At 69.7% G+C, this 16,914-nt stretch carries 11 protein-coding genes and 1 pseudogene; 4 read left to right on the top strand and 8 right to left on the bottom strand.

Features of this window, described 5'->3' with window-relative positions; all coding sequences use genetic code 11:
* From ABZX10_RS14745 to ABZX10_RS14725, 5 genes and pseudogenes are all read right to left on the bottom strand, one after another.
* A pseudogene (locus tag ABZX10_RS14745) lies at positions 1–1,865 on the bottom strand (acetoacetate--CoA ligase).
* A 36-nt stretch (positions 1,866–1,901) separates the two neighbouring features.
* Positions 1,902–5,288 (bottom strand): pyruvate carboxylase, encoded by a 3,387-nt coding sequence (locus ABZX10_RS14740; RefSeq protein WP_355540923.1) that lies wholly within the window; start codon positions 5,286–5,288, stop codon positions 1,902–1,904.
* Positions 5,289–5,393: 105 nt separating this feature from the next.
* Positions 5,394–6,314 (bottom strand): VOC family protein, encoded by a 921-nt coding sequence (locus ABZX10_RS14735; RefSeq protein WP_355540920.1) that lies wholly within the window; start codon positions 6,312–6,314, stop codon positions 5,394–5,396.
* 15 nt (positions 6,315–6,329) lie between these two features.
* Complete coding sequence (locus ABZX10_RS14730) at positions 6,330–7,196, bottom strand: fumarylacetoacetate hydrolase family protein (RefSeq protein ID WP_355540917.1); 867 nt, start codon at positions 7,194–7,196, stop codon at positions 6,330–6,332.
* Between the two features lie 28 nt (positions 7,197–7,224).
* Positions 7,225–9,009 carry an FAD-dependent monooxygenase gene (locus ABZX10_RS14725; protein WP_355540914.1) on the bottom strand — a complete coding sequence of 595 codons (1,785 nt, stop codon included), beginning with the start codon at positions 9,007–9,009 and terminating at the stop codon, positions 7,225–7,227.
* Positions 9,010–9,182: 173 nt separating this feature from the next.
* Here ABZX10_RS14725 and ABZX10_RS14720 point away from each other — a divergent pair, with 173 nt between their 5' ends.
* A complete protein-coding gene (locus ABZX10_RS14720) occupies positions 9,183–9,878 on the top strand; it encodes a GntR family transcriptional regulator (RefSeq protein ID WP_355540911.1) in 696 nt (231 codons plus the stop codon).
* A 1-nt stretch (position 9,879) separates the two neighbouring features.
* Here the strand turns inward: ABZX10_RS14720 and ABZX10_RS14715 are convergent, their stop codons facing one another.
* On the bottom strand, positions 9,880–10,632 hold the full coding sequence (locus tag ABZX10_RS14715) for a helix-turn-helix transcriptional regulator (RefSeq protein WP_355540908.1): 753 nt from the start codon (positions 10,630–10,632) through the stop codon (positions 9,880–9,882).
* A 74-nt stretch (positions 10,633–10,706) separates the two neighbouring features.
* On the opposite strand from ABZX10_RS14715, the gene ABZX10_RS14710 reads away from it, so the two are divergent.
* Positions 10,707–11,654 carry an amidohydrolase family protein gene (locus ABZX10_RS14710; RefSeq protein WP_355540905.1) on the top strand — a complete coding sequence of 316 codons (948 nt, stop codon included), beginning with the start codon at positions 10,707–10,709 and terminating at the stop codon, positions 11,652–11,654.
* 68 nt (positions 11,655–11,722) lie between these two features.
* Here the strand turns inward: ABZX10_RS14710 and ABZX10_RS14705 are convergent, their stop codons facing one another.
* Complete coding sequence (locus ABZX10_RS14705) at positions 11,723–12,595, bottom strand: 3-hydroxyacyl-CoA dehydrogenase family protein (RefSeq protein ID WP_355540902.1); 873 nt, start codon at positions 12,593–12,595, stop codon at positions 11,723–11,725.
* Positions 12,596–12,798: 203 nt separating this feature from the next.
* Here ABZX10_RS14705 and ABZX10_RS14700 point away from each other — a divergent pair, with 203 nt between their 5' ends.
* Positions 12,799–14,427: a bifunctional 3-(3-hydroxy-phenyl)propionate/3-hydroxycinnamic acid hydroxylase gene (locus tag ABZX10_RS14700; RefSeq protein ID WP_355540899.1), complete on the top strand. Its 1,629-nt coding sequence runs from the start codon at positions 12,799–12,801 to the stop codon at positions 14,425–14,427.
* Positions 14,424–15,521 (top strand): amidohydrolase family protein, encoded by a 1,098-nt coding sequence (locus ABZX10_RS14695; RefSeq protein WP_355540896.1) that lies wholly within the window; start codon positions 14,424–14,426, stop codon positions 15,519–15,521. Before ABZX10_RS14700 ends, ABZX10_RS14695 begins: the two co-directional genes overlap by 4 nt.
* Positions 15,522–15,614: 93 nt before the next feature.
* On the opposite strand, the gene ABZX10_RS14690 is transcribed toward ABZX10_RS14695, so the two are convergent.
* Positions 15,615–16,877, bottom strand: a complete 1,263-nt coding sequence (locus ABZX10_RS14690; protein WP_355540893.1) for an acyl-CoA desaturase — start codon at positions 16,875–16,877, stop codon at positions 15,615–15,617.
* Between the last annotated feature and the right edge of the window lie 37 nt (positions 16,878–16,914).

Here is a 16,914-nt window from a genome sequence, read left to right as displayed (position 1 = left end):
TCACCCCCAGGCGTGCACGCGGCCCCGAGTTTCGTACCAACCCAGCAGGTCCGGAGCGTCGATGGACCGCGGATCGACGTTGACGTCCCGGCCCGCGAGCATGGCCGTGATCGGGATCTCGAGCTTCTTGCCGGTGCGGGTGTGCGGGATCCCCGGCGCTTCGATCACCTCGTCGGGCACGTGGCGCGGTGACAGGCGGGACCGGACCTCGGTGCGGATGCGCTGCTCGAGTTCGTCGGTGAGTTCGGCGCCGGGTAGGAGGGTGACGAACATGGGCATCCAGTAGGTCGCGCCGGGCCCGTCGACACCGACGACCATGGCCTCCGCGACCTCGGGGATGCCTTCGACCACGTCGTAGATGTCCGCCGAACCCATGCGGATGCCGTTGCGGTTGAGCGTCGCGTCACTGCGGCCGTGGATGGTCACGGACCCACGCTCGGTGACGCGCAGCCAGTCGCCGTGCCGCCAGACGTTCGGGGCGATGCCATCGGTCCACTCGTGCTCGAAGTACGCGGCTCGGTACTTCGCGTCGCCGGGGTCGTTCCAGAAGTGGATGGGCATCGACGGCATGGGGAGCGTGATGACCATTTCGCCGACCTCGTCGATCAGCGGGGTGCGATCGGGGCCCCAGGCCTCCAGCGCGCACCCGAGGTAGCGCACCGTCAGCTCGCCCGGCACGTAGGGCACCGACGGGGTGCCGCCGCAGAAGCCACTGCACACATCGGTACCACCCGAGGTCGAGCTGATGGGAATCCCCGCGGCGACGTGCTCGTCGATCCACGTGAACAGGTCCGGAGCGAGGGGCGAGCCGGTGCTGGCGACGGTGCGGAGCGCGAGCCGGTGGTCCCGGCCGGGCTCGAGTGCGGCCTTGCGCGAGGCCTGCAGCTGGCCCGGACTGGTGCCGAAGAAGGTCACCGCCTCGTCTTGGCAGATCTGCCACAGTCGATCGGCGGTGGGCGCGGTCGGGTGTCCCGAGAAGGTGACGATCGTCGAGCCCATGAGCAGCCCGGAGAGCTGGAGGTTCCACATCATCCACGACAGCGCGGTGTGCCAGAAGAAGACATCGCCCGGCCCGATCTCGTTGTGCAGACCCAAGATCTTCACGTGCTCGATCAGGATGCCGCCGTGGCCCTGCACGATGCCCTTGGGCTTGCCCGTCGTGCCCGACGAGAACAGCACCCACAGGGGATGATCGAAGGGGACCCGCACGGGCCGCAGCGGCGGGGTCGTGTCCGTCGGCTCGGGCAGCCCTGTGATCACGTGCGAGGCCGGACCCCCAGCAGTCCCGCCAGTTCCGCGGTGTCCGAGCGCTTGTCGACGTACTTGCCGCCGAACCGGTACCCATCACGGGCGAAGAGCACCTTCGGCTCCAGCTGAGCCATCCGGCCCGCAGCGCCTTCCGGCGCGTAGTCCTGCCCGCAGCCCGACCAGATCGCGCCGATCGACGCCGTCGCCAGGAAGGCGATCACCGCGAAGGGTTCGTCCGGCAGGTATGCGGCGACCGTGTCTCCGAGCCCTACCCCCGCCGACCGCAACAGCTCCGCCGTCGCCGAGACCCGGGCCGGCAGCTCCAACCACGGGACCTCGACCCGGGCACCGTCGTCCGACACGCCCACGATCGCGGCGCCCGGGCGCGAGGCGAACCGGAGCACGCGATCGACGTAGTTCAGCTCCACCTCCGGGAACCATCGCGCCCCGGGCATCTCGCGTGAGACCAGCACGGGGCCGTGGCGCTCCCCCAGTTCGAAGAAGTCCCACACCCCGCCCCAGAACTGCTCGGGTTCCTCGATGGAGAAGCGGTGCACGGCCTCGTAATCGCCGGTGGGCAGGCCGACGGACTCGGCGAACCGGTCGATGATGAACATGGAAGTAGGACTCCTTCTTCGGACTGGGGGTCGGTGTTACTCGAAATCGATGAGGAGATCGCCGCCGTCGACGGAACCGACGGGGGGAATCGCTATGCGGCGCACCACACCCCCGACGGGAGTGGTGATGGCCGCCTCCATCTTCATGGCCTCGATGGTGCCGACGGTGCCGCCCGCCGCGACCTGCTCGCCGACGGCCACAGAAACCGTGACAACGCCGGAGAAGGGTGCCGCGACGTGCTTCGGGTTGTCCGGCTGCGCCTTCTCGGAGGTGGTGAGCGCGATGTCCAGGCTGCGATCGCGCACGACGACGGGCCGCATCTGCCCATTGATCAGGCACAGCACCGTGCGCATGCCGCGCGCGTCCGGCTCGCCGATCGCCTCGAGCCCGATGATCAACTCGACGCCGCGCTCCAGGCGGACGCGGTGCTCCTCGCCGGGCCGCAGGCCGTAGAAGAACTGGTTCGTCGACAGCGAGGTCGTGTCACCGTAGGCGCTGCGGTGCTCCTCGAACTCCCGGGTGGGACCGGGGAAGAGCAGCCGGTTGAGGGTCCGCTGCCGCGCCCGGCGGTCCGTCCCGGTCAACACCGCGAGGTCTGCGGGCTCCACTTCGGTCTCGCCGACGGCGGGCGCGCGCCCCTTGAGGGCCCGGGTGCGCAGGGGCTCCGGCCAGCCGCCGACCGGATCGCCGAGGTCGCCACGCAGGAAACCGATCACCGAATCGGGCAGGTCCTGCTTCGCGGGATCCGCAGCGAACTCCTCGGCGCTCACCCCCGAACCCACAAGCGCGAGAGCGAGATCGCCGACGACCTTCGATGAGGGAGTGACCTTGACGAGCCGGCCGAGCATCCGGTCAGCAGCGGCGTAGGCCGCCTCGACCTGTTCGAACCGGTCGTCGACGCCGAGCGCCACGGCCTGCTGCCGCAGGTTGGAGAGCTGTCCACCGGGGATCTCGTGGGTGTACACCCGCCCCGTCGGGGCCGGCAGCCCGGACTCGAAGGGCTTGTAGGTGGTGCGCAGCGCCTCCCAGTAGGGCTCGAGATCGCAGACCGCCGCCAGGTCGAGCCCGGTGTCCTTCTCGGTGGTGGCGGTGAGCGCGACGATCGACGACAGCGACGGCTGGCTCGTGGTACCCGCCAGGGGCGCCGCCGCGCCGTCGATCGCGTCGGCACCGGCCTGGATCGCGGCCAGGTAGGTCGCGAGTTGCCCACCCGGGGTGTCGTGGGTGTGCACGTGCACCGGTAGGTCGAACTCGCGGCGCAGGGCACCGACGAGGGCCGTGGCCGCCGGCGCGCGTAGCAGGCCCGCCATATCCTTGATCGCGAGCACGTGGGCGCCCGCGTCGACGATCTGCTCCGCGAGGCGGAGGTAGTAGTCGAGCGTGTACAGCTGCTCGCCGGGGTCGGAGAGATCACCCGTGTAGCAGACGGCGACCTCGGCCACCGCGGTGCCCGTGGCGCGCACGGCATCGATGGCGGGGCGCATCTGGTCGATGTTGTTGAGCGCGTCGAAGATCCGGAAGATGTCGACTCCGGTCGCCGCCGCCTCGGTGACGAAGGCGTCGGTCACCTCGGTCGGGTAGGGCGTGTACCCCACGGTGTTCCGCCCGCGCAGCAGCATCTGCAGGCAGATGTTCGGCATGGCCTCGCGGAGCGCGGCGAGTCGCTCCCAGGGGTCCTCCTTGAGGAAGCGCAGGGCCACGTCGTAGGTGGCGCCGCCCCAGCACTCGACCGAGAGCAGCTCCGGCGTGGACCGCGCCACGTACGGGGCCGCGGCGAGGAGGCTCGCCGTGCGCACGCGGGTGGCGAGGAGCGACTGGTGCGCGTCGCGGAAGGTGGTATCGGTGACCGCGAGCGCGCTCTGTTCCCGGAGCGCGCGGGCGAAGCCCTCGGGGCCGAGGAGGTCGAGCCGTTGCTTGGAGCCCGACGGTGCCGGCGCGGACAGGTCGATCGCCGGCAGCTTCGTCGCGGGGTACACCGCCGAGGGCCGTTCTCCGTAGGGCTTGTTGACGGTGACGTCGGCGAGATAGTTCAGGATGCGGGTGCCGCGGTCCGCGGAGCCTCGGGCAGTGAGCAGTTCCGGGTGTTCGGCGATGAAGGACGTGGTGACGCCGCCCGCACGGAAGTCGGGGTCGTCGAGTACGGCCTGCAGGAACGGAATGTTGGTCGCGACGCCGCGGATGCGGAACTCGGCGACGGCACGCCGGGCGCGGGTCACCGCGGTGGCGAAATCCGCTCCGCGACAGGTGAGCTTGACCAGCATCGAGTCGAAGTGCGCGCCCACCTCCGCACCGGCCGAGGTGGAGGAGTCCAGCCGGATCCCGGCGCCGCCCGGGGTGCGGTAGGCGGTGATGCGTCCGACGTCGGGCCGGAAGCCGTTCGCCGGGTCCTCGGTGGTGATCCGGCACTGCAGCGCGAATCCGCGGACCGTGATGCGCTCCTGCGTGATCCCGATCTCGGGGAGGGTCTCGCCCGCGGCGATGCGGAGCTGTGCGGCGACGAGGTCGACGTCGGTGATCTCCTCGGTGACGGTGTGCTCCACCTGGATCCGCGGGTTCATCTCGATGAAGACGTAGTTCCCGGCGGGGTCGAGCAGGAACTCGACGGTGCCCGCGCACGAGTAGCCGATGTGCCGGGCGAACGCCACGGCGTCGTCGCACATGCGTTGCCGCAGTTCGGGGGCCAGATCGGGGGCGGGCGCCAGTTCGATGACCTTCTGGTGGCGGCGCTGCACCGAGCAGTCACGCTCGTACAGGTGGACCACGTTTCCGGCGGCGTCCGCGAGGATCTGCACCTCGATGTGCCGGGGGTCGACCACGGCCTGCTCCAGGAAGACCGTGGCGTCGCCGAAGGCGGCCTCGGCCTCGCGGGACGCGGCCTCGATCGCTGCGCGCAGCTCCGCGAGGTCGTCGACCTTGCGCATGCCGCGCCCGCCGCCGCCGGCGACCGCCTTGACGAACAGGGGTGCGCCGATCTCCTCCGCCGCGCGGACCAGCTCGTCGGGATCGGCCGACGGGGCCGAGGATTTCAGCACCGGGAGCCCGGCCTCCCGCGCAGCGGCGATCGCGCGGGACTTGTTGCCGGTCAGGCGCAGCACCGCGGCGGACGGTCCAACGAACGTGATTCCCTCACGTTCGCAGGCGTCGGCGAGACCGGGATTCTCGGACAGGAAGCCGTAACCGGGGTAGATCGCGGTCGCCCCCGAGTCGAGCGCGGTCCGCACCATCTCGTCGATCGAGAGATAGGCCTGCACAGGGTGTCCCAGGGCGCCGATCTGGTAGGACTCGTCCGCCTTCGACCGGTGGAGAGAATTCCTGTCCTCGTACGGGTACACCGCGACGGTGGCGCAGTTGAGTTCCGTTGCGGCACGGAACCCTCGGATCGCGATCTCGCCCCGGTTGGCGACGAGCACCTTGCTGAACATGTCGGTTCTTCCTGCCTGCCGGCGAGCGGCGGTAGCTGCTGTCACGACCGGTGTCCCCGGCGTCGTGGTACGCCGGGGACACCAATCGGGTGGTCGGGCTCTCCGCTATTCGGAGCTGTGGGAGCCGGTCATGAGCGCAGCCAGATCCTCGGGCATGAGGAACGACGGCGGCGGGGGCGGGCCCCAGTTGAACAGGCTCTTGGCGCCCTCCCAGACGCCCGGCTTCCAGAGGGCGTCGTCGACGATGCAGTCGATGTCGGAGTAGTACTCGGAGAAGTTCCCCGCCGGGTCCTTGAGGTACCAGAAGAAGTTCGACCCGATGTGGTGCCGCCCGAGGCCCCAGATGTGCCGCTCAGGGTTGTCCTCGAGCATCGCCATCGCACCACGACCGATCTCGTCGATGTCATCGACCTGCCACGACGTGTGGTGGAGGAAGTTGACCGGCGCCTGCTGCACGAGCACGTTGTGGTGGTCCGTCGAGCAGCGCATGAACGCTGCGAGCGAGGGGACCTCGTCGCTGACCTTGAAGCCGATCCCCTCGGTGAAGAACCGCTGGGTGGCCGCCTGGTCGGTGGACCCGATCACCACGTGACCGAGCTTGTGCGGGCGCACCTGTCCCTCACGCTCGATCCCAGGAGCCCGACCGGCGCGCTCGATCCGGCCGGGACCGTTGTACGGCGTCGCCGGCACCGGTTCCTGTTCGATCCGATCGGCGATGGACACAACCGCCTTGAAGCCGGCGATCGGCTCGTTCACCGTCACCGCGGTGTCGGAGCGCTCCGCGACCAGGTCCAGCGCGGCGAGCTGGCGCTCGACGCGGTCGAGGTCGTCGGCATCGTCGACCCCGATCCCGATCTCCAGGAGCCTGCGCTGCGCGGAGTGCGCGAGCCGGAACTGCTCGCCGCCGTCGGACGTCGCAAAGGCGTTGCCGCCCAGCGGAGTGAGCCCGAAGTCGGTGTAGTAGGCCGCGGTGGCCTCGACGTCCGGGACGCCGACGGTGATCGCGGTCAGTCGATGCAGAGGCATGTCCTTCTCCTTGTTCTAGCTCGCGGACGCCGTGGTGTGGCGCTTGCCGGGAACGCACTTCTGGCGCAGTTCCCCGAGTCCTTCGATCCGGGTGACGATCTCCTCGCCGGCCTGCAGGAAACGCTTCGGGTTCATCCCGCCGCCGACGCCGCTGGGGGTACCAGTGAAGATCAGGTCGCCCGGCAGCAGCGGCAATACCGCCGATAGCCGCTCGATCAGCACGGGGATCGAGAAGATCAGCCCGCTGGTACGGCTGTGCTGCACCTGATCGCCGTCGATGGCGGCGCTGATCTCGAGGTCCGACGGGTCGTCGAGCTCGTCGAGGGTGACCACCGCGGGACCGACGGGCGAGAACCCGGGGAAGGACTTGCCGAGACTGAACTGCGGGGCCGGCGGAACCAACTGCCGCGTCCGCTCGGAGAAGTCCTGGCCGACGGTCAGGCCCGCGACGTACTCCCAGGCGTCCCCCGCGGCGACATCGCGGGCCGTCTTCCCGATCACGACGACCAGTTCGGCCTCCCAGTCGACGGTGTCCGTCGGCAGTTCCAGCTCGCCGACCGGGCCGGCGAGTGAGGTCCGGAACTTCGTGAACACGGGCGGCTCGACCGGGAAGTCCAGCCCGGATTCGATGGCGTGCTCGCGGTAGTTCAGGCCGATGGCGAAGACCTGGGCCGGCTCGGGCACGGCGGCACCCAGATCCGTCTCATCGTAGGCGGCGCCGGCCGGGAGCGCGGCGCCGCGCGCCCACTCCGCGAACTCCGCCCAATCCTGGTACACGGCCGTCGGGTCCGGGCCGAACCGGCCGGCGCTGGCGCGCTCGACGTCCACGGCGCCAGTGTCGGTCAGCAGCGTCAGGCGCCCACTGAGGTTTGCGATACGCATATCTGAACTCCTTGTCGTTTCTGTCGGCTCAGCGCAGCTCGGTCGCGAGGACCTGGTTCAGCGCGCCGCGCAGGACTGCCGCGGGATCCTCGGCAGCGCCGGTCGACCGGAAGGCGATGTACCGGTCGGGGCGGACCAGCAGCACCCCGTCGTCGGAGATGCCGCGATGGGTGCGGAACGAGAACCGGACGTCGACCAGGTCGGCACCGTCGATGCCGACGGTGGCGGCCTCCAGCGGCAGGCCGTTCTCGGCGGCGAGCTTGTTGGCCGCATCGACCCACGCACGCCCCTTCGGGCCGGCGAGGACGAGGAACTTGCCGCCGTGCACCAGCGAGACCAGCGGGAACCGCTCACCCTCGCGCTCGACGAAGGCGTGCGGCAGCGGCGCGCCCGGGCGGGTGGTGGGCTGGTAGATCCGGACCTCGTCGAGCTGAACCGGGGCGGGCGTACCGTCCGGCACCACCGCGGTCGAATCGTAGTGGTAGCCGAACTCGGTGTTGTGGTGGTGGAACTCGATCGTCTGGGAGACGACGGCGCGGTTCACCGCCTGCCGCTTCTCCGCGGACTGCGGGCCGTCGTGCCACAGCGGCGCGAGCTCGGCCCAGTTCTCCTCGGGCGTCTTCTCGGCCGACAGGTTGAGCGCCTGGTCGATGGTGAAGTGGTTCATCGCGTTGGCGATGGCGTTGTTGATGTTGTTCTGGTCCACGGGCTTGCGCTCGGCCTCGTACGTGTCCAGCAGGCCGTCGCCGGCGCGCCCTGCGAGCACGGCCGCGAGCTTCCAGCAGAGGTTGTAGACGTCGGCCATGGCCGAGGTGAGGCCGAGGCCGCCCGTCGGCGGATGGCGGTGCGCGGCGTCGCCGGCGATGAAGACGCGGCCCACGCGGAACTTGTCCGCGATGACGCCCTCCATCACCCAGGGGCTGATCTTGTGCACCTCGACGGGGTGGTCGGCCGGGAGGCCCAGCGTGTTGTACATGCGCTCGAGGACCTTCTCCTCGCGCATGGCATCGGGGTCGTCGTTGTCGTACTCCATGTGGAAGACCCACTCCTCCGACTTCGAGCCCCAGTTGTCGGGCCCCATCGGGACGAGCACGCCGGACCACGAGCCGCCGAAGTCGGGGTTGACCAGCCAGCGGATGAGAACGTCGTCGTCGGTGGCCCACTGCGACAGGTCCGCGGTCATGTGTACCGAGACCAGCTTCTTGATGTTGCGCGGGCCGTCGACCACGACGCCCACCTGCTTGCCGACGGTGCGGCCGCCGTCAGCGGCGATCAGGTACTGCGCACGCACCGTGTACTCGGTGTCGGCGTCCTTGTCTCGGACGGTTGCGGTCACGCCGTCCGCATCCTGGACCACGGTGAGGACCTCATGGTTGAAGCGGACGTTGCCGGGGTTGAGCTTCTCGGCGTGGTCGCGCAGCACGGGCTCCAGCCGGATCTGCGGCAGGTTGCAGGTGCGGCACGGGCTGGCGGCCACATAGGCGGGGTCGGTGTAGCCGCCGCCCCAGACCTCGAGCACGCCGAGGCGCTTGCCGTAGTCCTCGTGCTTGCCGGTGAGGCCGGCGTACCAGCCGGTGGCCCGCATGTTCTCCGCGGGAGTGCTGCGCTTGTAGATCTCGGAGGCCACGCCGGCCTCTGTGAGGATCTCCATGGCGCGCTGGTTGAGGACGTGGGCCTTGGGGAGCTGCGACGTGGTCGGCAGGCCGCTCAGCAGCAGCGACTCGACACCGAGGGTGGACAAGGTCATCGACGCGGTCAGGCCCGCGCCGCCGCCACCGACGATCAGGACGGGGGTTTCGATGATGTCGGACATGGGTGCCTCCTCGGGCTGTTCAGGAGCAGTTGCGGCCCTCCGGAAGGAGTGACCCGTGTCACTCGACGTGGTGACCATCACAGTATGCCCACATGAACATCGGCAAAGCAAGCGAAAAAAGATATTTGAGCCGACAATCGGTGAACTGCCTGCATCTGGGCTATTCTTGCGGCATGACATCGAGCACCGAGAAGGCGACACTCGCCGAGGTGGTACACGACCGGCTCCGCGACGAACTGCTTCGCGGCGAGCTGGCACCGGGTTCCAAGGTGCACATCAGCGAGACCGCGGCCCGCTTCGGCGTGAGCCCCAGCGTCCTGCGCGAGGCACTCACCCGGCTCGCCGAACGCGGCCTCGTGATCGCCATGCCGCAGCGCGGCTTCACCGTCTCCGACCTGTCCGTCGAGGGACTGCAGGACCTGACGCGCGCCCGCACGCTGATCGAGGCGATCGCGCTGCGGGAATCGATCGCCGACGGTGACCTGACCTGGGAGTCCAGCGTGCTCGCGGCGCACCACCGCTTGCAGCGGACGCCGATGACGGGCGACGACGGCAGGTTCAACCCGGACTGGTCCGAGGCCCACCGGCAGTTCCACCACGTGCTGCTGGCCGGCGGATCGAGCAAGCGGCTCACCGGCATCGCCGACGGCCTGCGGGACTGCTCGGACCTGTACATCCACTGGTCGCGCACCCTCGCACACGACGACCACCGCGACGCCGCCGCCGAGCACCAGCAGATCGCGGACCTCACCCTCGCCCGCGATGCCGACGCAGCGGCAACAGCCCTGGTCGCACACATCGAGCGCACCACCGAAGTCCTGATCGGCTACGCCGCAGCGGTGGCCGAGGCCGACACCGCGAGCGCCTGATTCAGCCGGCCGGTACGAACAGCACCAGGCGGTGCGCCGAATCATCGGCCGACTGGAGCACCACCTGGTCGTACGCGGTCACCGCGCCGTCGTCGCCGCACAGCCGAACCCGGATCCGTAGGTGCGGCCGGACCGCGTCGTTCCGCTCCCAGAGCGCCGCGAACTCGGGACTGATCCGGGCCAGGTCCGCGATCCACTCCCCTGTCGGGATTCCCGACGGTGCGCTCGTGCGCACGACGCCGATCACCGTGCGGCGCATGGCGTCGAGGTCCTCGAACCGATTCTGCAGTTGCTCGTCCGTGAACAGCAGGCGTACGTACAGACGTTCCTCGACCGGGACCCGGCCGAAGTCGATGAGCAGCGCCGCGGCCGCCGCGTTCCACGCCAGGATCGCGGTGAACGGGCCGACCACCACCGCCGGTAGGTCGCCGAGGTGGTCCAGCACGGCGGTCAGGGCACTGTCGGGACCGTTCGACGGTGCCGCGGGCGCGGGCTGGCCCAGGAGGCCGAGCGCGTACGCGGCCTGGTCACCGTCGAACCCGAGGACGGCACCGATGCGCTCGACGAGTTCCGGGCTGGGCACCGCGCGCCCCTGCTCGATGCGGGTGTAGTACTCCTCACTGATGAAGGCGCGCGCCGCGACCTCGCCACGACGAAGCCCGGGCACGCGGCGTCTTCCCGGCGGCGCGGGAGCCTCGCCGCGGCGGGCCCGGAGAAAGGCCCCGAGCTGTGTATTCCGTGCGTCGCGGGCCATCAGCGTGTCTCATCCCGAAGGGGGATCATTTTTGCCCCCTGCAACGACCGCGCGCCGGGCGGCACGGTGAGGACATGACCGAGAACAACCGCATCGACGTTCACACCCACCTCGTTCCGTCCTTCTGGGGCGAAGCCCTCCCCGCGCACGGCGGAGATCCGTCGGGCTGGACCACCCCGCCCTGGAGCCCCGACGCCCACCTGAGCTTCATGGACGCCAACGGCATCGCCACGAGCGTACTGTCCCTGACCGCCCCGAGCGTGGTGGGTTGGAAGGGTTCCGAGCGGCGGGAGATGGCCCGCCGGGTCAACGAGTACACCGCGGGCCTGGTGAGCGACCGCCCCGACCGGTTCGGCAACTTCGCGACGGTGCCACTGCCGGACGTCGACGGCGCCGTGGCCGAAATCGACTACGCGCTCGGGGAACTCGGCGCCGACGGCGTCGTGCTGCTGTCGAACTACGAGGGCGTGTACCTGGGCGACGACAGCTATGCGCCGGTGTGGGAGGCCCTGAACCGGCACCGCGCCGTGGTGTTCATCCACCCCGGGCATCCGCTGCTGCCCGTGCTTCCGGGCGTCCCCGGCCCGGTCGTCGACTACCCCTTCGACACCACCCGCAACGCCGTGCACATGGCCTACAACAACGTTCCGCTGCGCTACCCGGACACGAAGATCATCCTCTCGCACGCCGGCGGGTTCGTCCCGTACGCGGCGATGCGCTTCTCCCTGGTGCGCTCGCTGCTGAACGTCGCAGCGGGCGGACCGACCCCCGAGGAGGTCCTGGAGCAACTGCGGGGCTTCTACTTCGACACCGCGCTGTCGGCGGGCCAGGCCACCATGGCCGCGCTGACCGACTTCGCCGATCCGTCGCGAATCCTCTTCGGCAGCGATTTCCCCTACGCGCCGGCGGCGCTCGGCACCCGCATCACCGAGGTGCTCGACGCGGACTCCGGATTGACGGCCGAACAGTCCGCAGCGATCAATCGCACCAACTCCCTCCCCCTGTTCCCGCGCCTGGGCTGATCCTGGCGAACACGCACGGGCCCGACCCAGCGGGTCGGGCCCGTGGGGTCGGCATCAGGCGCCGGCCGTCACGACGTCTCCCCGTGGCGATAGAAGCCCTCGCCGGTCTTGACCCCCAGCTTGCCCTCGTCGACGTACCGGCGGAGCAGCTCCCGCGGCCCGGTCGGCAGGTTCGGGTGCTGCTGCGCGTAGTGTTCCTCGATGTCGAGGACGACATCGAGTCCGACTGCGTCCATCAACTGGAACGGCCCGATCGGGGCTCCCATGTTGAGCCGGAACAGCGCATCGACAGAGGCGGGTTCCGCGACACCTTCTTCCACGACGGCCAGGGATTCGCGCTTGATGGCCGCCCACACCCTGTTGAAGATGAAGCCGGTGGACTCGCGGTGAGCGATGAACGGATGGACGTCGAACTCCGGCAGGATCCGCTGCAATGTCGCCAGGACTTCCGGGTCGGTCTCGCCGTCGGACATGAGGTCGGCACCGTTGGCGGCCGGCGGCATGTAGAAGTGCAGGTTGCACAGGCGGGTCCGGTCCGAGACCGCGTCCGCCATCAGTCGCGACGGGTACGACGAGGAGTTGGTCGCGAAGATGGTGTCGGGCGCCGCGGCCGCATCGATCGCCGACCACATGGCCTTTTTCACGTCGAGTCGCTCCGGCACCGTCTCGATGGCGAGCCAAGCGTCGTCGAGCGCCTCGGCGACGTCGGTGACGGGCACGACGGTGCCGGCCGCCCCCGATCCGCGCGCCTTGAGGACACCCGGAAGGGTCTCCTCGACGTACCGGACCGCCTCGGCGGCGGTCTCGGCGCTGCGGCTGTAGATCCGCACCAGCCCGCCGCGCGAGGCGAGCATCATGGCGATCCGGCGGCCGAGAGTGCCGGCGCCGAAGACGGCTACGGGACGATCGGCGATGTCGTCGAACGTGTACGAGAACGGCATGGGGACTCCTCCTACCTGAGACCGGTCCGAGCGGGACCCGGTGACGGCGCTCACACGCCGTCCTCACTGTAGCGCGAAGACCGACGTTTCGACCGAATATCTTTTTCTTATGGCTTTATCGACAACTCTTCGGATAGTCTGAGACCCGCGTCACAGCCGGCGGCACGGCTTAGCACACACGACGATCACGATCAGGAGTACCCATGAGCACCGACAGCCAGTACGACAGCCCCGCGTCCGGAGCGTCCGGCGTCCTCGTGATCGGGGCCGGCCCCGTCGGCCTTACGACAGCGCTCTACCTCGCGCGATCCGGATGGACCGTCACGGTGCTCGAGCGGTGGCCGAACGCCTATCCGCAGCCCCGGGCCGTGCACTTCGACGACGAGGTCGCCCGGCTGCTCGCCGATGCGGGACTCGCCGATCGCCTGGGTCCGCTCAGCGAGAAGGCGAGCACGTACGACTGGCAGAACCGAGCGGGAGAGACTCTGCTGCAGTTCGATTGGAGCGGCACGGGACCGTCGGGCTGGCCGCGCGCGAACATGTTCAACCAGCCCGCGCTCGAGGCCGAGCTCGCCTCCGCCGCGGAGACGCACGCGAACATCACCGTGCTACGCGGCTACGAGGCGGTGGCGCTGCGCGAGGAAGCGGACTCCGTGGTCGTCACCGCACACGGTCCTCTGGTCAAGCACAAGGCCTTCCGCGCGTCGTACGTGATCGGCTGCGACGGGGCGAACAGCTTCGTCCGCACGCACATGCCGACGTCGATGACCGACCTGGGCTTCTTCTTCGACTGGCTGATCGTCGACGTGATCCCCCAGGTACAGCGCGAATGGAGCCCGGTCAACCTGCAGATCTGCGATCCGGAGCGGCCCACCAGCGTCGTCTCCGGCGGGCCCGGGCGCCGGCGCTGGGAGTTCATGCGCATGCCCGGCGAGACCATCGACGAGCTGAACACCGACGAGACCGCCTGGCGCCTCCTGCAGCCGTGGAACCTGACTCCTGACAACGCCGACCTCGAGCGGCACGCCGTGTACACCTTCCAGGCACGGTGGGCCGACCGCTGGCGTGCCGGCCGGCTGCTCCTGGCCGGCGATGCGGCGCACCAGATGCCGCCCTTCGCGGGCCAGGGCATGTGCTCCGGCATCCGGGACGCGGCCAATCTCGCCTTCAAGCTGGATCTCGTCCTGCGCGATCAGGCTCACCCCGATCTACTCGACACCTACGGGACCGAGCGGTCGGGGCACGTCCAGCACGCCATCGGACTCTCGATCGAGCTCGGCAAGGTCATCTGCGTGACTGATCCGGCGGCCGTCGCGGAGCGCGACGGCTTCATGCTCAGCCAGGGTGGCGATCCGGACAAGGTCCTGCCGCCGATCCCTCCGGCGACCCTCACCGGCGGGCTGCTGCACCGCACGCCCGACGGTGCGCTCGGGGTCGGCGCCGGCCGCCTCAGCGGTCAGGGGCGCGTCACGCACCGGGGTCGCACGGGGCTGCTCGACGAAGTGCTCGGCACCGGTTTCCTCCTCGCCTCGATCATCGACGCGCGCGCCGAACTCTCCGCGGAACAGTCGGCCTTCCTCGACGCGCTGGGCGTGAGGATCGTGCGGTTCGTGGCGTCCGAAGCCGACGTCGAGACCGATGACGACGTCGTCGACCTCGACGACACCTACCTCACCCACATGACCGAGGTCAGCCACCTGTCAGCGCTAGTCCGTCCCGATCACTACCTGTTCGGCGTCGCGGTCGATCCCTCCGAGATCGGCCGGATCGTGGACGGTCTGCGCGCCCAGCTCAGTGGCGCCGCCCCCGTCGGGTCGGCGGCCGAAGTATGAGCGATTCCATGTCGGCGGGGCCGACGATCAACCGTCGGCGGGCCCTGTTCGGCACGGCCGCAGTGGCGTCCACCGCGGTCCTCGCTGCCTGCGCGGGACCGCAACAGGCCGGTGCGCCCAGCTCGTCCGCGGCGCCGTCGGGAACGGCGGGCGGCGGGGCGGGCCTCGTCGACGTGCACGCGCACTTCGTCACCGACGACTACATCGCCGCGGCGCGCTCGGTCGGCCACGAGAAGCCGGACGGCATGCCCGCCTGGCCGGCGTGGAACATCGACAAGCAGCTCGCCGACATGGATCGGCGAGCCATCCGCAAGGCGGTGCTGTCCATCTCCTCGCCGGGTGTGCACTTCGGCGATGATGCCCGGGCGGCCGAGCTCGCTCGCACGGTCAACGACCGAGCGACGGCGGAGGTCCGCGCCCATCCGACCCGGCTCGACCATTTCGCCTCGCTTCCGCTCCCGGACGTCGATGCGGCCGTCGTCGAGGCGCGACGGGCCCTGAGCGCCGGGGCGATCGGCGTCATCGTGATGTCGAACGCGGGTGGTCAGTACCTCGGAGACGCTGCGCTCGAACCGCTCTGGGCCGAGCTGGCATCGCGGCGGGCGATCGTCCTGGTGCACCCGACGTCGCCTCCCGGGTGGGAGCGGACCGCCTTGGGGCGGCCACGCCCCATGCTGGAGTTCATGTTCGACACGACGCGTTCCGTCGTCGATCTCGGATTCTCGGGCGTCCTCGCGCGGCACCCGGAGCTACGGATCGTCGTGCCGCACTCAGGCGCGACGCTCCCGATCCTCAGCGAGCGGATCGGGCTGTTCCAGAAGGGCATCGGTGTGCCGGCGGCGGAGCCGTGGGCGAAGACACTGCGCAAGCTCTGGTTCGACACCGCCGGGACGCCGTTCCCCACCGCCATCCCCGCCCTCGCGTCGCAAGCCGGCACCGAGCGGATCGTCTACGGCAGCGACTCGTGCTGGACTCCGGACGCCGCGATCGACGCCGTGCTCAAGGCCATCGACGAGGCCGCGCCGCCCACCGGGGCACGGAACTGGCGCGAACTCGCCGCGGCCAACGCCGAGCAGCTGTTACGGCGCGACTGACGACGGTGCGGCACGCGCGAACGCCCGACGGTGCGGTGGCACGGTCGGGCGTTCGTGCGCGGATGCCGACGGTAGCGGCCGCCGAGCGGCGGATCAGCGGCGGCGACGGCCCCGTCGGGCGTGGACGGCCGCGCGGGCGGCCTTGAGGCCGAACCGGCGTCCGGTGCGCGCGTCGACGACCGGGTCCTCGAACCCGGTGCCGAGGAACATCGCCTCGGACGCGGTCTCGGGCGCGTCGTCGGCCGTGTCGCGCAGGTACTTGTCCGGCAGCGACAGCTTGGCGATGGTCCGCCACGTCTTCGCGTACTGCACGTGCAGCGGGCCGATCGTGTACGGCAGGTCGTACTTCTCGCACAGCGCGCGCACCCGGATCGCGATCTGCGACAGCCGGTTCGACGGCAGATCGGGGAACATGTGGTGCTCGATCTGGTAGCTCAGGTTGCCCGAGAGGAAGTCGACCGCTGGGCCGCCGGAGAGGTTCGCGCTGCCCAGCATCTGCCGCAGATACCACTCCGCCTGCGTCTCGTTGTCGACGTCCTGCTCGGTGAACTTCTCGGCACCGTCGGGGAAGTGGCCGCAGAAGATGACGGCGTTCGTCCACACGTTGCGGATCAGGTTCGCCGTGAGCGTCGCCGTCAGGGCCTTGCGCCAGCCCCGCCGGCCTCCCAGCGGAACACCCAGCAGCGGGGCCGCCGCGTAGTCCTTGAAGACCTGCCGCCCGATCTTCCGGCCCACGTCCCCCGCATCGGCCTTGAACTTCGCGCGGTCGAACCACGGCCGGTTCCACTTGGTGGCGGCCCGGCCGAGCTCGAGGTGCTGGATCGCCACGCCGTACTCGAAGAGCAGCATCAGCAGGGTGTTGTAGACCAGGTTCCCCGCATGGAAGGGCTGCCAGGGCTGATCCCGCGTGACCCGCAGCGTCTTGAAGCCCACGTCGTCGTCCATGTCGAGGACGTTCGTGTACTTGTGATGCACGTAATTGTGCGTGTGCTTCCACAGGCGCGAGGTACCCGCGTTGTCCCACTCCCACGTGGTCGAATGCACCTCGGGATCGTTCATCCAATCCCACTGCCCGTGCATGATGTTGTGCCCGAGCTCCATGTTCTCGATGACCTTCGCCAACCCCAGCGACACCGCCGACCCCCACCAGAAACCCCGCTTATGCGCCCCCAACAGCATCGCCCGCCCCGCCACCTCGAGCCCGCGCTGCGCCGCGATCGTCCGCCGCAAGTACTGCACATCCGTCTCACCGCGCACGGCCTCGATATCACGCCGGATCGCATCCAGCTCCGCCCCCAGAGTCTCCACGTCGGCCTCTGTGAGGTGCGCGTACTCGGGGATATCGGTGATCGCCATGCGGGCCCGCCCTTACCGGTCGTGGTCTACTAACCTA

The organism is Tsukamurella sp. NPDC003166, from assembly GCF_040611135.1.
Classification (GTDB): Bacteria; Actinomycetota; Actinomycetes; order Mycobacteriales; family Mycobacteriaceae; genus Tsukamurella.
Note: the sequence above shows the minus strand (reverse complement) of the source record. Positions and strands in the feature narration are given on the sequence as shown.